This window comes from Ignavibacteriota bacterium (assembly GCA_019637995.1).
In the GTDB taxonomy this organism is placed as follows: Bacteria; Bacteroidota; Ignavibacteria; order Kapaibacteriales; family UBA2268; genus JANJTB01.
Genome location: JAHBUQ010000001.1, coordinates 547,618 through 562,485 on the forward strand (window position 1 = coordinate 547,618; position 14,868 = coordinate 562,485).

Here is a 14,868-nt window from a genome sequence, read left to right on the forward strand (position 1 = left end):
TTACCTTTAAATATTATTTTTTAGTATTTTTTGCATATTTGTTAGAACATTAATTGGTTTTTTGCGTAATAAAGATATATTATTTTTTTTTCAGGAGAACTGTTATGAAGTACTTATCAATTATCACAATTATACTTATGAGTTGTCAATTATCTGCAAGTGAAATTACAGGCAAATGGTTTGGATTGCTTAATATTCAAGGGACAAAGCTGGGCTTAGTTATAAATATTGAAGAAAAAGAAGGCGTTATGGTTGGAACTTTGGATAGTCCAGACCAAGGCGCATACGGAATTCCTGCAACAAAACTCGATTTTTCAAATCCAAACTTGAACTTCGAAATTAGCAATATTGGAGTATCGTATTCAGGAATTCTGAAAGATGGTAAAGTTGAAGGAATATTTAAACAAGCCGGAATGGAAATCCCTCTTTCACTTTCACGTGAAGAAATCAAAAAAGAGATTCCTAAAAGACCTCAGGAGCCAAAACCTCCATTTCCATATAAAGCGGAAGATGTGAAATTTTACAATGAGATTGATGATATCACTCTTGCCGGAACCTTAACTATGCCGGAGAATGGAGACAATTTTCCCGTTGTTGTGATGATAACAGGTAGTGGTGCTCAAAATCGCGATGAAGAATTATTAGATCATAAACCTTTTCTTGTCATATCAGATTATTTGACAAGGAATGGTATTGCAGTATTGCGTTTTGATGACAGAGGTTATGGTGAGTCTGAGGGAAATCATGCAGTTGCAACTTCTTATGATTTTTCAACAGATGTTCAGTCTGCGGTAAAATTTTTAAAATCTCGCAAAGAGATTAATCCAAAGAAAATTGGATTAATTGGTCACAGTGAAGGCGGTGTTATCGCTCCGATAGTAGCTACCACTATCCCTGAAGATATTGCATATATGGTGCTTCTGGCAGGTACAGGTATACGTGGAGACAAACTTCTATTGCTTCAACAGGAATTAATTTACAAATCAATGAGCATTCCCGATGAGCAAATTGATGCTGTTATTTCAAGCAACAAGGTTGTATTCGAGTTGATAACAAGTTCTGAAGATGATAAAAAACTGCCTGATATTATCAAGAATAAGATTTCTGAAAATGTGGAAAATAATCCTGAACTAATTCCTGCCGGCTTAGATAAAGATTCATATATCGAGATGCAGACACGTGGAATAATTAGCCCTTGGCTAATTGCTTTTATGCGGCTTGAGCCGACTGATTATTTGAAACATGTAAAATGTCCTGTTTTTGCTTTGAATGGTGAGAAAGATTTACAAGTTCCACCAAAAGAAAATCTGTCTGCTATTGAAAATTCAATTAAAAGTAACGGAAATAATAATGTAACTGTGAAAGAATACCCTAATTTAAATCACCTTTTTCAAAATTGTGAGACAGGCTCTCCAAATGAATACGGTGAAATCGAAGAGACATTCTCACCATTGGTGCTCAAAGATATTGCTGACTGGATTAATAAAGTGACAAATTGATTCTGAAACATCATTTTTTCTTTGAATTGATGTAATATTTTTATATTTTTACGTAATTCAAAAACTAAATTCAGAATTAATCATGAAAAAGATAAAATTTGCATTTATAATTATTTCATTACTTACAATTCAAATTGTCGGATTAATGTCGCAGGGTACAGCCGGTGACAAAGCAAAGTACGAAACAAGATTTGTAGTTGATATGCCAACAGCAGGTATGCTACCAGATAACGCATATTCTATAACATCGGCTGTATATCCGTCCGGTGGACTTATGGCGGCATTTGATGCAGGTTTTCTCAAACATTTCAATGCCGGTATAAGAGTAAGCGGAAATAATATTGTAGGAGATGGGGAAATTTCTTGGCAGTGGCTTCCCGGAATATCTGCTAAAGCAAGGCTTTTTGATGAAAGGAAGGCAAGTCCTGCTATTGTGCTTGGATTTGAATCTCAAGGTGGTAGTAATTATATTGGTAACCAAAGATTTAAGACGCATTCACCGGGATTCTATATTGCTGCAAGTAAAAATTATCTGTGGGATTTAGGAAATCTTGCGTTCCATGGTGGTGTAGGTTACTCACTTGAACCTAAGAATGAGGATGCATTCCCAAATGCGTTTGGTGGATTGGAGCAATCAATAGGGAGCTATCTGGCAGTAAATGTTGAATATAATTTTCAGCTGGATGAGAAGAAAGATTTATATTATGTCAGAAGAGGGCTATTGAATGCTTCTCTTAGAGGCTCAGTTGCTCCGGGAGTTACTGCTGAAATCAGATTCAGAGATCTGTTGAATCATGCCAGGTATTCTGAAGGACACGAAAGAATTGTGGCTCTTGAGATAATTAAATTTTTTAAGTAAAAAAATTTCCAGTATATTTTGTATTCAGGATAAAATAGTCCCATAAGATGTAAATCAATTTGAATTGCCATAATAATATTGATTTTATTTCGTGAACAATGAATAACAAATATTTAGGTCTGAAATGAATCAGGAAATTATTGATAAGATTACTATATTGAAAAATCAGCTAATGGCTGAAGGATTTATAATTGAGGGTATATTTGGCTCATATATAAGAGGTGAAAACAACCCTGAAAGTGATATTGATATCCTATACAATTTAAACTCTGAATTTCGTAATAATTATAAAGGTTTTAAAGCTGTTGCTAAAATTGACTCAATTCAAGAATTCATATCTAACAAACTTAAAATCAATGCTGATTTAGTCTATATAAATTCTTTAAACAGTATTAGTGCAGAATACATATTACCGGAAGTAATGTATGTTGTTTAACCGAATACAATAATTTGTAAAAAATATTTTTCAATAAATTTCAATTATGTTACTATTTGAATGGGATCCCATAAAATCTAAAACAAATTTTAAAAAGCATAACGTAACCTTTGATGAGGCATCAACATGTTTTTACGATTATAAAGCATATATTTTCTTTGATGAAAAACACTCTGATATAGAACATAGGGAATTATTAATTGGTTATTCATTTCAAGGAAGATTGTTGATTAGTTCTTTTACTAATAGAGAATCAAAAATAAGAATTATATCCTCACGTCAAGCTAATAAAAAGGAAAGAAGAAAATATGAAGAAAATAGAAAATAAAGATATTGATGATTTAGATGAGCACTATGAATTTGATTATTCAAAGGCACAACCAAACCGCTTTGCAAAGCAACTAAATGAGCAAGAAGGAATTATAATTCTATCCCCTGATTTAAGAAAATATTTTCCTAATTCTGAATCTGTAAATAGTGCTCTCCAAAAATATTTGCAATCGAACAATCAATACGCATAAATGTTCACCGGATTAATAGAAGAAATAGGAAAAATTAAGAGTGTCCGCAGTCTTGGCGGGGGTAAAAGTATTACTGTTACTGCCAAAAAGATTATGGATGATGTAAAAATAGATGACTCAGTTGCCATAAATGGCGCCTGCCAGACTGTAGTAACGGTCGGAACGGATTATTTTGAAGTTGAGGCAGTTGAAGAAACCCTTTCTAAAACTACATTGGGTGCTATGCGGAATGGTATGAAAGTCAATCTCGAACGTGCTGCAAAAGTTGGAGACCGCCTTGGGGGGCATATTGTTCAGGGGCATATTGATACTACAGGCACTGTGAAATCTATTGAAAAACAACTGACAGGTATTCTTGTATGGGTGGAATTCCCAATAGAATATTCAAAATATGCAGTTCAACACGGTTCTATTTGTATTGACGGTGTCAGCTTAACAATTGCACGCCTGCGAAATAACATGGCTATGCTCTCAGTCATTCCACATACTTGGGATGTAACCACACTTGCTGAATTAAAAAACGGCAGTAATGTTAATATCGAATTTGATATTATCGGGAAATATATTGAAAATTTTATGAAGTATAAAAGCGATAAACCAACCGGTGGTTCATCTTTGGATAAATATATTACTCAACCGGATTGGTAGCCGATAATGACAATTTTCTCCTGTAACGGAATTTCAAAAGCATTTAATGATAAAGTACTTTTCGAGGATATCGCCTTCGGAATGGAGTCCGGTGAGCGTATTGGTATAATCGGTAAAAATGGTGCCGGCAAAACTACTCTGATGAAAATTGTAGCGGGACTCGAACCACCGGATTCAGGGCAGTCCATTTTTAACAGTAAAGTGCGTTGGGAATATTTAGACCAGAACCCATATTTTGAATCCTTCGATGTAATTCTTGATTATGTTATGAAAGGTAAGCCGGAAGTTTTTGATTACTTGCAGCAATATACAGAAATTTGCAAAATTATTGAAAAGGTTCATAACCCTGAAATCAAGAATAAATTAGATGATGCGAGCTATTATCTTGACCATCATAACGGCTGGGCTTTGGAAAGTGAAGCAAAGCGTATTTTAAGTATGCTTGGTATTGAGGACTTCTATTCACCAGTAAATATTCTTTCCGGAGGATTGAGAAAGCGTGTTGCACTTGCCCGCGCCCTAATTTCAGAGCCGGATTTGCTGATATTGGATGAACCAACAAATCACCTCGATGCAGATTCTGTGCAGTGGCTTCAGGATAGATTGATGGATTTCAACAGTTCTCTGCTTTTTGTTACTCACGACAGATATTTTCTTGATGCGGTTTCTACAAAAATTCTTGAAATTGACAGAAAGAAAATTTTTGTATATCAGGGAAATTATGAAAATTATCTCGAAATGAAAGAGAATGTATCTGCAGCTCAGGAAGCAACTATTGATCATATTCGCTCAAAGCTGAGAATGGAATTAGCATGGCTTCAAAAGGGTGCTAAAGCCAGAAGAACAAAGGCAAAAAGCCGTATTGACTGGATTAAGGTGATGGAAGACGATACAAAAGTTGTCAAAGAGAAGAAAATCAAGATAGAAGTAGGAAAAAATTTCATCGGAAGTCGTGTTATTGATGCTCATAATATCAGTAAAAGCATTGCCGGCAAATTGCTTTTTGATAATTTCACTTATTTGGCAAAACCGGGCGACAGAATTGGGATTATAGGTGCAAATGGTTGCGGAAAATCCACATTGCTGAATATTTTAGCAGGATATGATGTTAGTGACTCGGGAACAATTAAAATCGGCAACAGCATCAAAATCGGCTATTACAAACAGGAAGCTGATGATTTGAAAGATAATCAGACGGTAATCGGCTCACTCAAGGAAATTGCAGAATATGTTGATGTCGGCGAGGGCAGAGACCGCTATCTGACAACTAAAGATTTGCTGAATAAGTTCCTTTTCCCTTCAAATCAACACGGTGCTTATATTCACACCCTTTCCGGTGGTGAGAAAAAACGGCTTGCACTTATTCGTTTACTTATGGGTAACCCAAATGTTCTGCTGCTTGACGAACCCACGAATGACTTTGATTTATCAACATTAAACGCTTTAGAAGATTATCTTGATAATTTCTATGGTACAATTCTTGTTGTATCTCACGACCGTGCATTTTTAGACCGAATTGTCAATACAATTTTTTCCTTTGAAGAGAATGGGGTTATTAAAGAATATCCGGGCAATTATACCGATTATCTGAACAAAAAAGAATTACAAAGCAAGTCAGAGCCACGTCAAATTTCAGAGCAGAATGAAAAATATAAGCAGGAAAAAGCCGCTTCAACTAAGAAAAAATTATCTTTCAAAGAGCAGCGGGAATATGATAATATTGAAAATGAAATTCAAACTGTGGAGAACCGAAAAATTGAATTATCCGAAGTTCTGAACCAAGCTGATGGCACAGATTACAAGCTATTAGAAAAACTTAGCACAGAATTATCCGAAATTGACACAAAAATTGAAACTCTCACATTGCGCTGGATGGAACTTGATGAGATGTTGAGATAATTCAATTAGTTTCTCGTGGTAACTCAATTGTAAACTTCGATCCTATTCCGGGTTTGGAATCTAATGAAATTTTGCCGCCAATAATATCTACATAATATTTGACAATTGAAAGTCCTAATCCAGAACCTTCGTACGGACGTGATAATCCTGTATCTCCTTGAATAAAGCTTTCAAATATCATATATTGTTTATCTTTTGGAATACCTATTCCGGTATCACTAACTGAAATGTATAGCTTGCTATCAACTACTCCATATTCAATGGAAATAGTACCCTCATTAGTGAATTTGATTGCATTGTTGATCAAATTATTAATAATACTTTCAAGTTTAATTCTATCAGTTCTAATATTGATTTCTTGATCAGATTTGCAAATTAGATTGTAATTCAAATCTTTTTCGAAGGCTTGTCTTCTGAAATATTCAGCACACATTTGTATTGTATCATTAAATACAAATGTAGACAGCTCACATTTGACTTGACCCGTTTGAATTTTTGAAACTTCTATTATGTCTGAAATTGTATTGAACAACCTAATACTGCTTGTCTCAAGATTTCTGATATATTCTTCCTTCATATTTGAGTTGATATTTTCATACTTCAGTAACTGTATGAAGCCAAGCATACCATTAAGTGGTGTACGGATTTCATGAGACATATTTTGTAGAAAAGCAGTTTTCAGACGATCACTTTCTTCAACTTTGGTTTTTGCATATATTAATTCAGCATTTTTTTCATTTAACTCTTTAGTTTTTCTTTTTACATTATATCGTAAAAGAATTGCAAAGACAGAAGTTACTATTAGTACTGCAAGAATAACAATTATCATAATTATCATGCTTAATGGAATATTTGATGCATATTCCTTGTTAAGCCACTTTTGAAGTGACTTGTAGTAATCTGACTTAGGGTCATTTTTTAATATAGAAATTTGCTTATCAAAGGAATTAATTAGCTCAGGGTCCATATCTTTTCTAAAGGCAATAAATAGTTCTGCCGGTCTGAGAATTATTCCTGTAGGAAAAATTCTGTCTTCAAATAATTTTGAAAAATAAAAAAATCTGTCAGCTACTACTAAATCAATTTCATTATTTTTCAATGCATTAACTGATGCTTGGTAGCTTGAATATCCATATAGTTGATAGTCAATTTTAAAGTCACTTTTTACTACTTTATCAAAATATTGCTCCTGAATAGAACCACTTAATACTCCGACTTTTAAGCCATTAATATCTTCAATAGATTTCAATGATTTAGAATTATTGATTGTGAATATTTCAAGCCATGATGACATGACTGAAAGTTTTGTCATAGAAAAAAGTGTATCTCTCTGAAGAGAATATGACATATCCGGCAATAAATCAATTTCTCCAAGTAGTAGTTTATTAACTAAATCATCCCAATTTCCATGAATATACTCAACCTCAAAGTTGTTTGAATTGCATACTGAATTTATGACATCAATAAATATTCCGGCAGGCTTGCCATTCTCATCCAGAAATATTTTAGGTGAATTGTCGTAAACACCGACTTTAAGGGTGGAAGAAAATAAAAAAACGGTGCCTGCTTGCAACATTATTGCAAGTAGAATAAATTTTGAAAAGATATTATTTTGTAATGTTTTCATAATTTATGCAAATATAGTATTTTTTAATATATAATAAAATAAATTTTAGTTAAATTATTATTTTTTAAAATGATTCTATTTATATACTTTTGTATTTTAAATTGTGTAATAGTTTAATATGAATTCGGAAGAAACAATAAATCATCATAATAAAGCAGAACTTAAGCAATCCTATAAATCATTGGAAAATATGGAATATGATGATAATTTATCAGATAAAACTCATATTTACTTAATTGCAAAAGAATATCTGATTCAAGAAAATTATTCTGAAGCCTTGAAGAATTTCTATTTAATACCGGAAATAATATTAGATAATTTTGAAGCCGCAGCATTGTATTCAAATGCCCTTTTCAAAGAAGGATTTATTTACCAATCTTTGCAAGTTCTTGAAATACTAAATAATAAAGAAATTTCTTGTGATGAACGAATTAATAAATACAAGTGTATGGTAAAAGACTTTAATGAAAAATCTCAAGTGCCGCTTCTTACTCTCTGTATGATTGTCAAGAATGAATCACAAAATCTACCCAATTGTATTGAAAGTGCAAGACATATTGTTGATGAAATTATTATAATTGATACCGGCTCTGATGACAATACCATTGAAACTGCAAAATCATTCAACTGCCAAGTATATAATTTTCAATGGAATAATGACTTTTCTTCAGCAAGAAATGAGTCCTTGAAATATGCAAAAGGTAAGTGGATTTTATATCTTGATGCTGACGAAATAATTGAAATATCTGATATTTACAGATTCAGACAATTTATTATTAATATGTCTGAAGATGTTGGTGGAATCAATTGCATTATCGAAAGCCAGGTTAATAAATCAAGAAGCGATACAGAAATTCAAAGAGGACTTTATCCAAGATTATTTAGGAATTATGCTTTTCCATTTGTTAGATTTGAGGGAAAAGTTCACGAGCAAGTTAATTATTCATTAATATCATTAAATAAGCAAATTATTAATTCAGATATTTTGATTAAACACTATGGTTATAGTGGTTCAGATGAAATGATTGAAAGTAAGATCAAACGAAACATGAAACTCTTGCAGAAACAACTTGATGAAAATCCTGATGATTCTTATGCATTGTTCCATTTAGCTCAAACATACATAAAGCAACAAAGACTTGAAGATGCTGAAACAATTTTACTAAAGGCTCTTGATAAGCAAAACCTTTCGCCATCAATTGAGGCTTCTGCATACAATACTTTAAGCCAAATATCAGGTATTAAGGGCGATTTTATAAATGCTTTGAAGTTTGCAGAATTATCTGTTGAAATAACTGAAAATCAGAAGTTGGGTAATCTATTGCTTGCAGAATCCTGCTTTAAACTTGGTGATAAAATTAGGGCTCACACTTCAATACATAAAGTCCTGAGTTTAATTCAAGACAAAAATTTTGTACCCCAAATTGGGTTCGACATTGAGTTTCCTGAATCAAAACTACAAAATGTTCTTGCTTCACTAAACAAATTTTAAAAATATTTTACATTATATCAAGTTTATTATTGAAATAAAATTGATTTCTAAACACATATTTAAAATGATAGTATTATATTTGCAAAGTAATTTTCGCAAAAAATGTAAATGATAAATAACTTATATATAAAAGATTTTGCTTTAATTGAGAATCTGACATTAGACCTAAGCAGCGGTTTAAACATCGTAATAGGGGAGACCGGCTCAGGTAAGTCTATGATTATTGATGCACTTATAATTATTTTTGGAGGCAGGGCTTCTTCTGATTATGTCAGGCGTGGTGCCTCTAAAGCAATTATTGAAGTGAATCTTACAATTAATGGATCTGATTTTGGAGAAATTCTCAAAGAGCCTGAGATAGAATTTGATAACGAACTTATTATCCGCCGTGAAATTTCGGCTAAAGGCAATACACGAAACTTTATCAATGATACTCCTGTTAATTTGAACTTAATCAAAAGTATTGGCGATTTGTTTATAGATTTTCATGGTCAGCATGACCATCAATCTTTGCTTAACCCGGCAAATCAAATAGACATATTTGATAAATCAGCAGGCTTGGAGCAAATACTAAATAGTTATAGAATTCTTTATTTAGAATTAAAAAGTGAAGTCGCTAAGTTCAATCATTTGGTTGAAAAAGAACAATCACTTAAAGATAAACTTGAAATTCAAAAATTCAAATTTGATGAAATCAATAAAGTTAATCCACTTGTCAACGAGGATAATCATCTTTATGCTGAACTAAAACTTCTTGAAAATTCTGAAATCAGATTTTCACTCAGCAGTGAACTTTATGATTTGCTTTACGATTCAGAATTATCGGTTTTGAATAATCTTGCTAAAGCTAATGATATTCTTAACAAACTTGGTGATATTGATAATACATTTAACGAATTTCAGAATGAAATAAACAGTTCTCTAATCAGTATCAAAGAAATATCCCAATTTAGTAATAGTTACAAATCATCTATTGTATTTAATCCTGAAAAAATTGAAGAAATTCGTCTTAGATTGCTTCAGCTTAAAGGATTGCAGAAGAAATACGGTTCAATAGAAAAGATTCTTGAAATGCGTGAAGAGCTTGAAAATGAAATCATACTTGCTGAGAATTTTGATGATGAGAAAAAGAAATTCATCAAAAGAATTAATGAGTTAAAATCATACATATTTATTGAAGCAAAGAAAATTGAGGAACTAAGAACTGATTATTCAAATATATTTTCTAGATCTATAGAATCAGGGCTTTATAATTTAGGAATTAATAATGCTAAGTTTGAGGTCAGAATTTCGCGATTAGCAGGAGATGATATATCCGATAAATCACTTGTTGTAAATGATGAAGAAAAAAGTATTCAATTGTTGTCTAATGGCATCAATAATGTTGAATTCTACCTTTCAACAAACCTTGGGGAAGATGTTAAACCTCTTAAACAAGTAGCCTCAGGAGGTGAAATTTCCAGAATTATGCTTACTATAAAAAATATTTTGGCTGAAAAGGATAATATCTCTTGTCTTGTGTTTGATGAGATTGATACCGGTGTTAGCGGCAGAATTGCAGGAATGGTTGCTTCAGCAATGAGTGAACTTGCAAAATATCATCAGATTATTGCCATTTCTCATCTACCACAAATTGCAGCAAAATCCGATAAGTTGATCCTGGTTCATAAATTTGAGGATGATACAAAAACATATTCAGAAGCAAAAATTCTAAGTAATAGTGAAAAAATTACAGAAATTGCTAAAATGATGAGCGGAAATGAGATAACTGCCGCTTCAATCGAAAATGCTGAACAATTATTGAAAAATTAATTTATGTTATATAGCAGAACATATTTCAGCAAAGAAGAGCTGGAAAACGCATTAAATGGGATAGTTGACCCTGTCGAACTAAACCGGATTTTGTCTGCTTATGATATGGCAGATATGGCTTATTCAGATAAAAAATCTTTCAATGGCTCGCCATATTTCTTCCATACAACGAGAGTTTGCAAAATACTTGTTTCTGAACTTGGATTAACTGAGCCGGAAATATTGATTGCGGCGCTACTGCATGATATTTTTGAAGCTAGCAATGAAATTTCTCCTGAAATTATTAACTATAATTTTGGGGCTTATGTTACATATTTGCTGACAATTCTTAAAGATGATTTTGCTGCAATTAAAAAATACCCAATGCCTGTTAATGATAATATAAATACTCTAAAAATACCTTCAGACGATTATCTTATAATTTGGCTTGGAGAGCATTTGGATAATTTTCGTTCTTTGGAAGTTTCTCCGATGTTTAACCCGATTAATTATATTTTGAATATTATTTCTACACTTTTTCCTGTTGCAGAAAAAAGTGAAAATCCAGCTGTAAAGAAACTTCTTCATGAGTTAAAACAAGAACGCAATAAAATATTGGGGTAAATATTTTATTGCGTATTTTTGAGTAAGTTTTTTATTTTACTGCAATTTCTTGATGTCGCTCTACTTTTCAACTTGTGATGTGAGAACTCTAAGATTGAGCTTGATTAAGTTTTCAGCAATTTTTATCATTGAACTTCCAAGCCCCTGAACATCATTTAAAATATTTAGCATCAGAATATTTCGTTTCATACTTGGTGGCATTTTACGAATTCTATTAATCTGATTTTTGTTCATGAGCTTCATAGAGTCGTTAAAACTCTTTTCCAGACTTATAAGCTCGTCCAGAGAAATTATACCATCAGCCTTGAATCCCTTCTCAATTATTTTTGAGAAGTTTTCAATTTCTTTTGTCATTATAATAATGTCATTTAGCTGGTCTTCAAAGAGCTTGTGGTGATTGTTGTCAATATATGCAAAATTTTGCTCAGTAAGAGTTATTACTTTATCAGCCATATCCTGACATAATGAAACTATACTAATAATCTCTGGTTCAGCATCATACATTGAAACATCATTTTTGATATAATCAACGGTATTTTTTATCAGCAAATTCAGTTTTTTGTTCAGTTTTTTACTACTACCTCTGAATTTTTTTAGAATTTTCAAGTCATTTTGAGTAAGCCCCAAATAGCTGTTTGTTGAAATTTTGACGATATTATCAATAAAATTCACAGCATCTTTTACAATACTTTTGATATGAGTTTTTGCAACACTATCTCCTGCCATAGCAGGTTCGACCGAATTTAATTCAATATTTCTTTCATTTTCTTTATCTTTATGAATTTTAGCTGTCCTGATTAAAACAAATGAAGTAAAAATAACCAGACCCAATAAGCCATAAATTTCGCTGTAATATATTATTAGAGCGATTGTGGCAGCAGTCAGTGCAGCTAAAAATGCAGTGAAAAACCAACCTGTTATTACGGTAACTACTCCTGCAACTCTGTAAACAGCCGAGTCCCTTCCCCAGGCTTTATCGGGAAGTGCAGCAGCCATAGCAACTATAAATGTAACATAAGTAGTTGATAGAGGCAGTTTTAGCGATGTTGCAAAAGATATTAATCCTGATGATACAATCAAAATAACAGACGCTCTCAACAAATCGAAAGCAGGCGCATTACCATTTTCATCAAGGTCTGGCTTATAGTCAGCTAAATTAAATCTTGATTGAACAAAATCTTGCAGTTTTATGGGTGTTATTTTTTTAATTATATCAACAAATGAAATTACCATTTTTACAAGAGAACGTGCGAGCATATTAGAATCAAAATACTCTTCGCCCTCAGATTGCCTGCCAAGTCCTACAGATGTTTGAATTACAGTTCGGGTCTTCTTGGAAAAATACAATGTAACGACCATAACACCACCAGCAAAAAGCAACATCCAGGTCTCAGCCTGAACTTTACTGTTGGCTAAGTCTGCCATATTTGCCGTTCCAACATCGGGAGTAACAACTGCAATGAAATATGCTGTTATTGCAGCGAGTGTTGGACCTATAAAGTTAACTAAGTCATTGGCAGCAAATGCCATTGCGAGTGCAAATGTACCAAGCAGAACTATAAATTTTAATATATTTGCATTTTTGAAAATCAGCATTATGAGCTGAAATATTACTGTCCAGAATACCAAACTTGAGATAAGCAGTAAACCTATATTATCAAAAATCCATTCAGTAACACCAATCTCCTGTAAAAATCTCGCTCCTTTAGCACCTTTCATCAATATAAAATATGATAATATAGTAATTGAAATGCCTGCCCAAATTGCACCGTAACGTCTGAATCTTTGCTTATAATCAAAAGTAAATATCAGCCTTGTAATATACTGAACCAAAAAACCGAATATAAAAGCAAATGCTATTGATAATAGGATAGCAGTAAATATTTTGAATAAACTGGCAACATTAAGATATACAGCTACATTTGCTAATGCTTCTCCGGCTCCGTGAATTTTCAAAATTGAAATTACAAGTGCACCACCAAACATACCCGATACTACCGAAACAGTAGTCGAGGTAGGAAGTCCAAATGTATTAAAAAGATCTAAAAGCAACAAGTCAGTAAACATAACTGCAACAAATATTATCAAAACCTCATAAAAAACGAAATATTGAGGATTAAAAATACCTGATTTTGCTATGTCCATCATACCGCTGGAGAATAATACACCAACCAATACCCCAAGAGCAGCTACGAATAGTATTTTTTTATAGGAACCGGCACGTGAACCAACGCCGGCATTTAAGAAGTTTACAGCGTCATTAGCAACGCCAACAGTAAGGTCAGTAACAGCAAGTAATCCAAGTATTATCAAACTGACAATAAATATATCCACGTTCAAACTTTTTTAGGTGTGTAACAAAATTATGTTTATTATAAATAGAGTTTTTATATCCGGCATTGTTTTCATATCAATTTGTAAATTCTAACTTTTAACAAGTTTTAAAAAATCAACAGTTTTTTTAAATTCAATTTCAAGTTCAAATGTTAAAAGCTCCAAATCTATTTCATTAAGTTCAGGATATGATTCAAGTAATAACTTCCATGCCGATTCATTTTCAATTATTACTGTGCGTAAACCTTCATGAAAACCAGCACCCCATATTTCAGCAAGCAAATCTGCAATTCTTACAGTTGAGACCAACTCACGATTTCTTTTCAGGTCATCTAATCTTTCGTGATAAGTTATGATGTCATAAAGCTCAGCCGGTAATTTCCACAATTTGGCAATTTCAGAACCAACAATAGTATGATCGGTATTAAATACTTTTTGCTCAGCATCTAAGTCTTGCATTTGCTCTTCTTCAACAAGTCTTATTACTTCGATATATTTATCAACATCATACTGAATTAAAGCTAGTTTTCCAATATCATGAAGCAATCCGCCGATAAACTCATTCTCTTTATAGAACTTTCCGGTTTTGACTGTAAGAGACTTAGATATCATTCCAACGCAAGAAGAGTGCCACCAGAATTCTTCCAATAATGAATTAATTGACTTGTTTTTACTTAATAGGAATTTTGAAAATATTGAAACACCGATTACGATATTTGTGAGTCTGTTTAATCCTAAATGCAATATTGCCTGATGAATAGAACTCACTTCAGACCTGAGAGCATAAAGTGGTGAATTGGCTACCCTTAGTAATTTTAATGTCAGCGGTGCATCTGCCTCAATTAATCCGGAAACAGCTCTGATATCAACTTCTTCGCTTTCCAGCAATTCCAAAATCTTTGTTACAACTGCAGGCAGTGTAGCAAATTCTTGTGTCTGTATGAAGTCGTGCACATTTGACATATTTTAAGTATCTTTTGCTAAAATTATTTTATGAAATAAAAAAAACTATTTTAATATATACAAAAGTTAAAAATAACAAAAATGTATTAGAAATAAAACAAGTTTCTTAAAAAAGCTCAATAATACTGCTGTTTTTTTAAAGAAATTTAGAAATTATATCTTTAGAGACAAAGTT

General features: G+C 32.5%; 13 protein-coding genes. 10 read left to right on the forward strand and 3 right to left on the reverse strand.

Annotation, left to right across the window (positions count from 1 at the left end; genetic code table 11):
- The first annotated feature begins 104 nt into the window (after positions 1-104).
- From KF896_02175 to KF896_02205, 7 genes are all read left to right on the forward strand, one after another.
- Positions 105-1,499 (forward strand): alpha/beta fold hydrolase, encoded by a 1,395-nt coding sequence (locus KF896_02175; protein ID MBX3042499.1) that lies wholly within the window; start codon positions 105-107, stop codon positions 1,497-1,499.
- An 82-nt stretch (positions 1,500-1,581) separates the two neighbouring features.
- Positions 1,582-2,358 carry a YjbH domain-containing protein gene (locus tag KF896_02180; protein MBX3042500.1) on the forward strand — a complete coding sequence of 259 codons (777 nt, stop codon included), beginning with the start codon at positions 1,582-1,584 and terminating at the stop codon, positions 2,356-2,358.
- 124 nt (positions 2,359-2,482) lie between these two features.
- Complete coding sequence (locus KF896_02185) at positions 2,483-2,794, forward strand: nucleotidyltransferase domain-containing protein (protein MBX3042501.1); 312 nt, start codon at positions 2,483-2,485, stop codon at positions 2,792-2,794.
- 43 nt (positions 2,795-2,837) lie between these two features.
- The gene (locus tag KF896_02190) at positions 2,838-3,122 is read left to right on the forward strand and encodes a BrnT family toxin (protein ID MBX3042502.1); all 285 of its coding nucleotides are present in this window, start codon (positions 2,838-2,840) and stop codon (positions 3,120-3,122) included.
- Positions 3,103-3,315 carry a hypothetical protein gene (locus KF896_02195; GenBank protein ID MBX3042503.1) on the forward strand — a complete coding sequence of 71 codons (213 nt, stop codon included), beginning with the start codon at positions 3,103-3,105 and terminating at the stop codon, positions 3,313-3,315. Before KF896_02190 ends, KF896_02195 begins: the two co-directional genes overlap by 20 nt.
- Complete coding sequence (locus KF896_02200) at positions 3,316-3,963, forward strand: riboflavin synthase (protein ID MBX3042504.1); 648 nt, start codon at positions 3,316-3,318, stop codon at positions 3,961-3,963.
- Between the two features lie 6 nt (positions 3,964-3,969).
- Positions 3,970-5,862 (forward strand): ATP-binding cassette domain-containing protein, encoded by a 1,893-nt coding sequence (locus KF896_02205; protein ID MBX3042505.1) that lies wholly within the window; start codon positions 3,970-3,972, stop codon positions 5,860-5,862.
- A 1-nt stretch (position 5,863) separates the two neighbouring features.
- On the opposite strand, the gene KF896_02210 is transcribed toward KF896_02205, so the two are convergent.
- Positions 5,864-7,489, reverse strand: coding sequence for a transporter substrate-binding domain-containing protein (locus KF896_02210; protein MBX3042506.1), 1,626 nt, complete (start codon positions 7,487-7,489; stop codon positions 5,864-5,866).
- Between the two features lie 118 nt (positions 7,490-7,607).
- Between KF896_02210 and KF896_02215 the strand changes: the two genes are divergently transcribed.
- The 3 genes from KF896_02215 (at position 7,608) to KF896_02225 (ending at position 11,396) form a co-directional block, all read left to right on the forward strand.
- On the forward strand, positions 7,608-8,981 hold the full coding sequence (locus KF896_02215) for a glycosyltransferase (protein MBX3042507.1): 1,374 nt from the start codon (positions 7,608-7,610) through the stop codon (positions 8,979-8,981).
- Between the two features lie 108 nt (positions 8,982-9,089).
- On the forward strand, positions 9,090-10,793 hold the full coding sequence (gene recN / locus KF896_02220; protein MBX3042508.1) for a DNA repair protein RecN: 1,704 nt from the start codon (positions 9,090-9,092) through the stop codon (positions 10,791-10,793).
- Positions 10,794-10,796: 3 nt separating this feature from the next.
- Positions 10,797-11,396, forward strand: coding sequence for an HD domain-containing protein (locus KF896_02225; protein MBX3042509.1), 600 nt, complete (start codon positions 10,797-10,799; stop codon positions 11,394-11,396).
- 60 nt (positions 11,397-11,456) lie between these two features.
- Here KF896_02225 and KF896_02230 read toward each other — a convergent pair whose 3' ends face one another.
- Together KF896_02230 and KF896_02235 are read right to left on the reverse strand one after the other, a co-directional pair.
- Positions 11,457-13,730, reverse strand: a complete 2,274-nt coding sequence (locus tag KF896_02230; protein MBX3042510.1) for an inorganic phosphate transporter — start codon at positions 13,728-13,730, stop codon at positions 11,457-11,459.
- Positions 13,731-13,820: 90 nt separating this feature from the next.
- Positions 13,821-14,693, reverse strand: coding sequence for an HDOD domain-containing protein (locus tag KF896_02235; GenBank protein MBX3042511.1), 873 nt, complete (start codon positions 14,691-14,693; stop codon positions 13,821-13,823).
- Positions 14,694-14,868 lie beyond the last annotated feature (175 nt).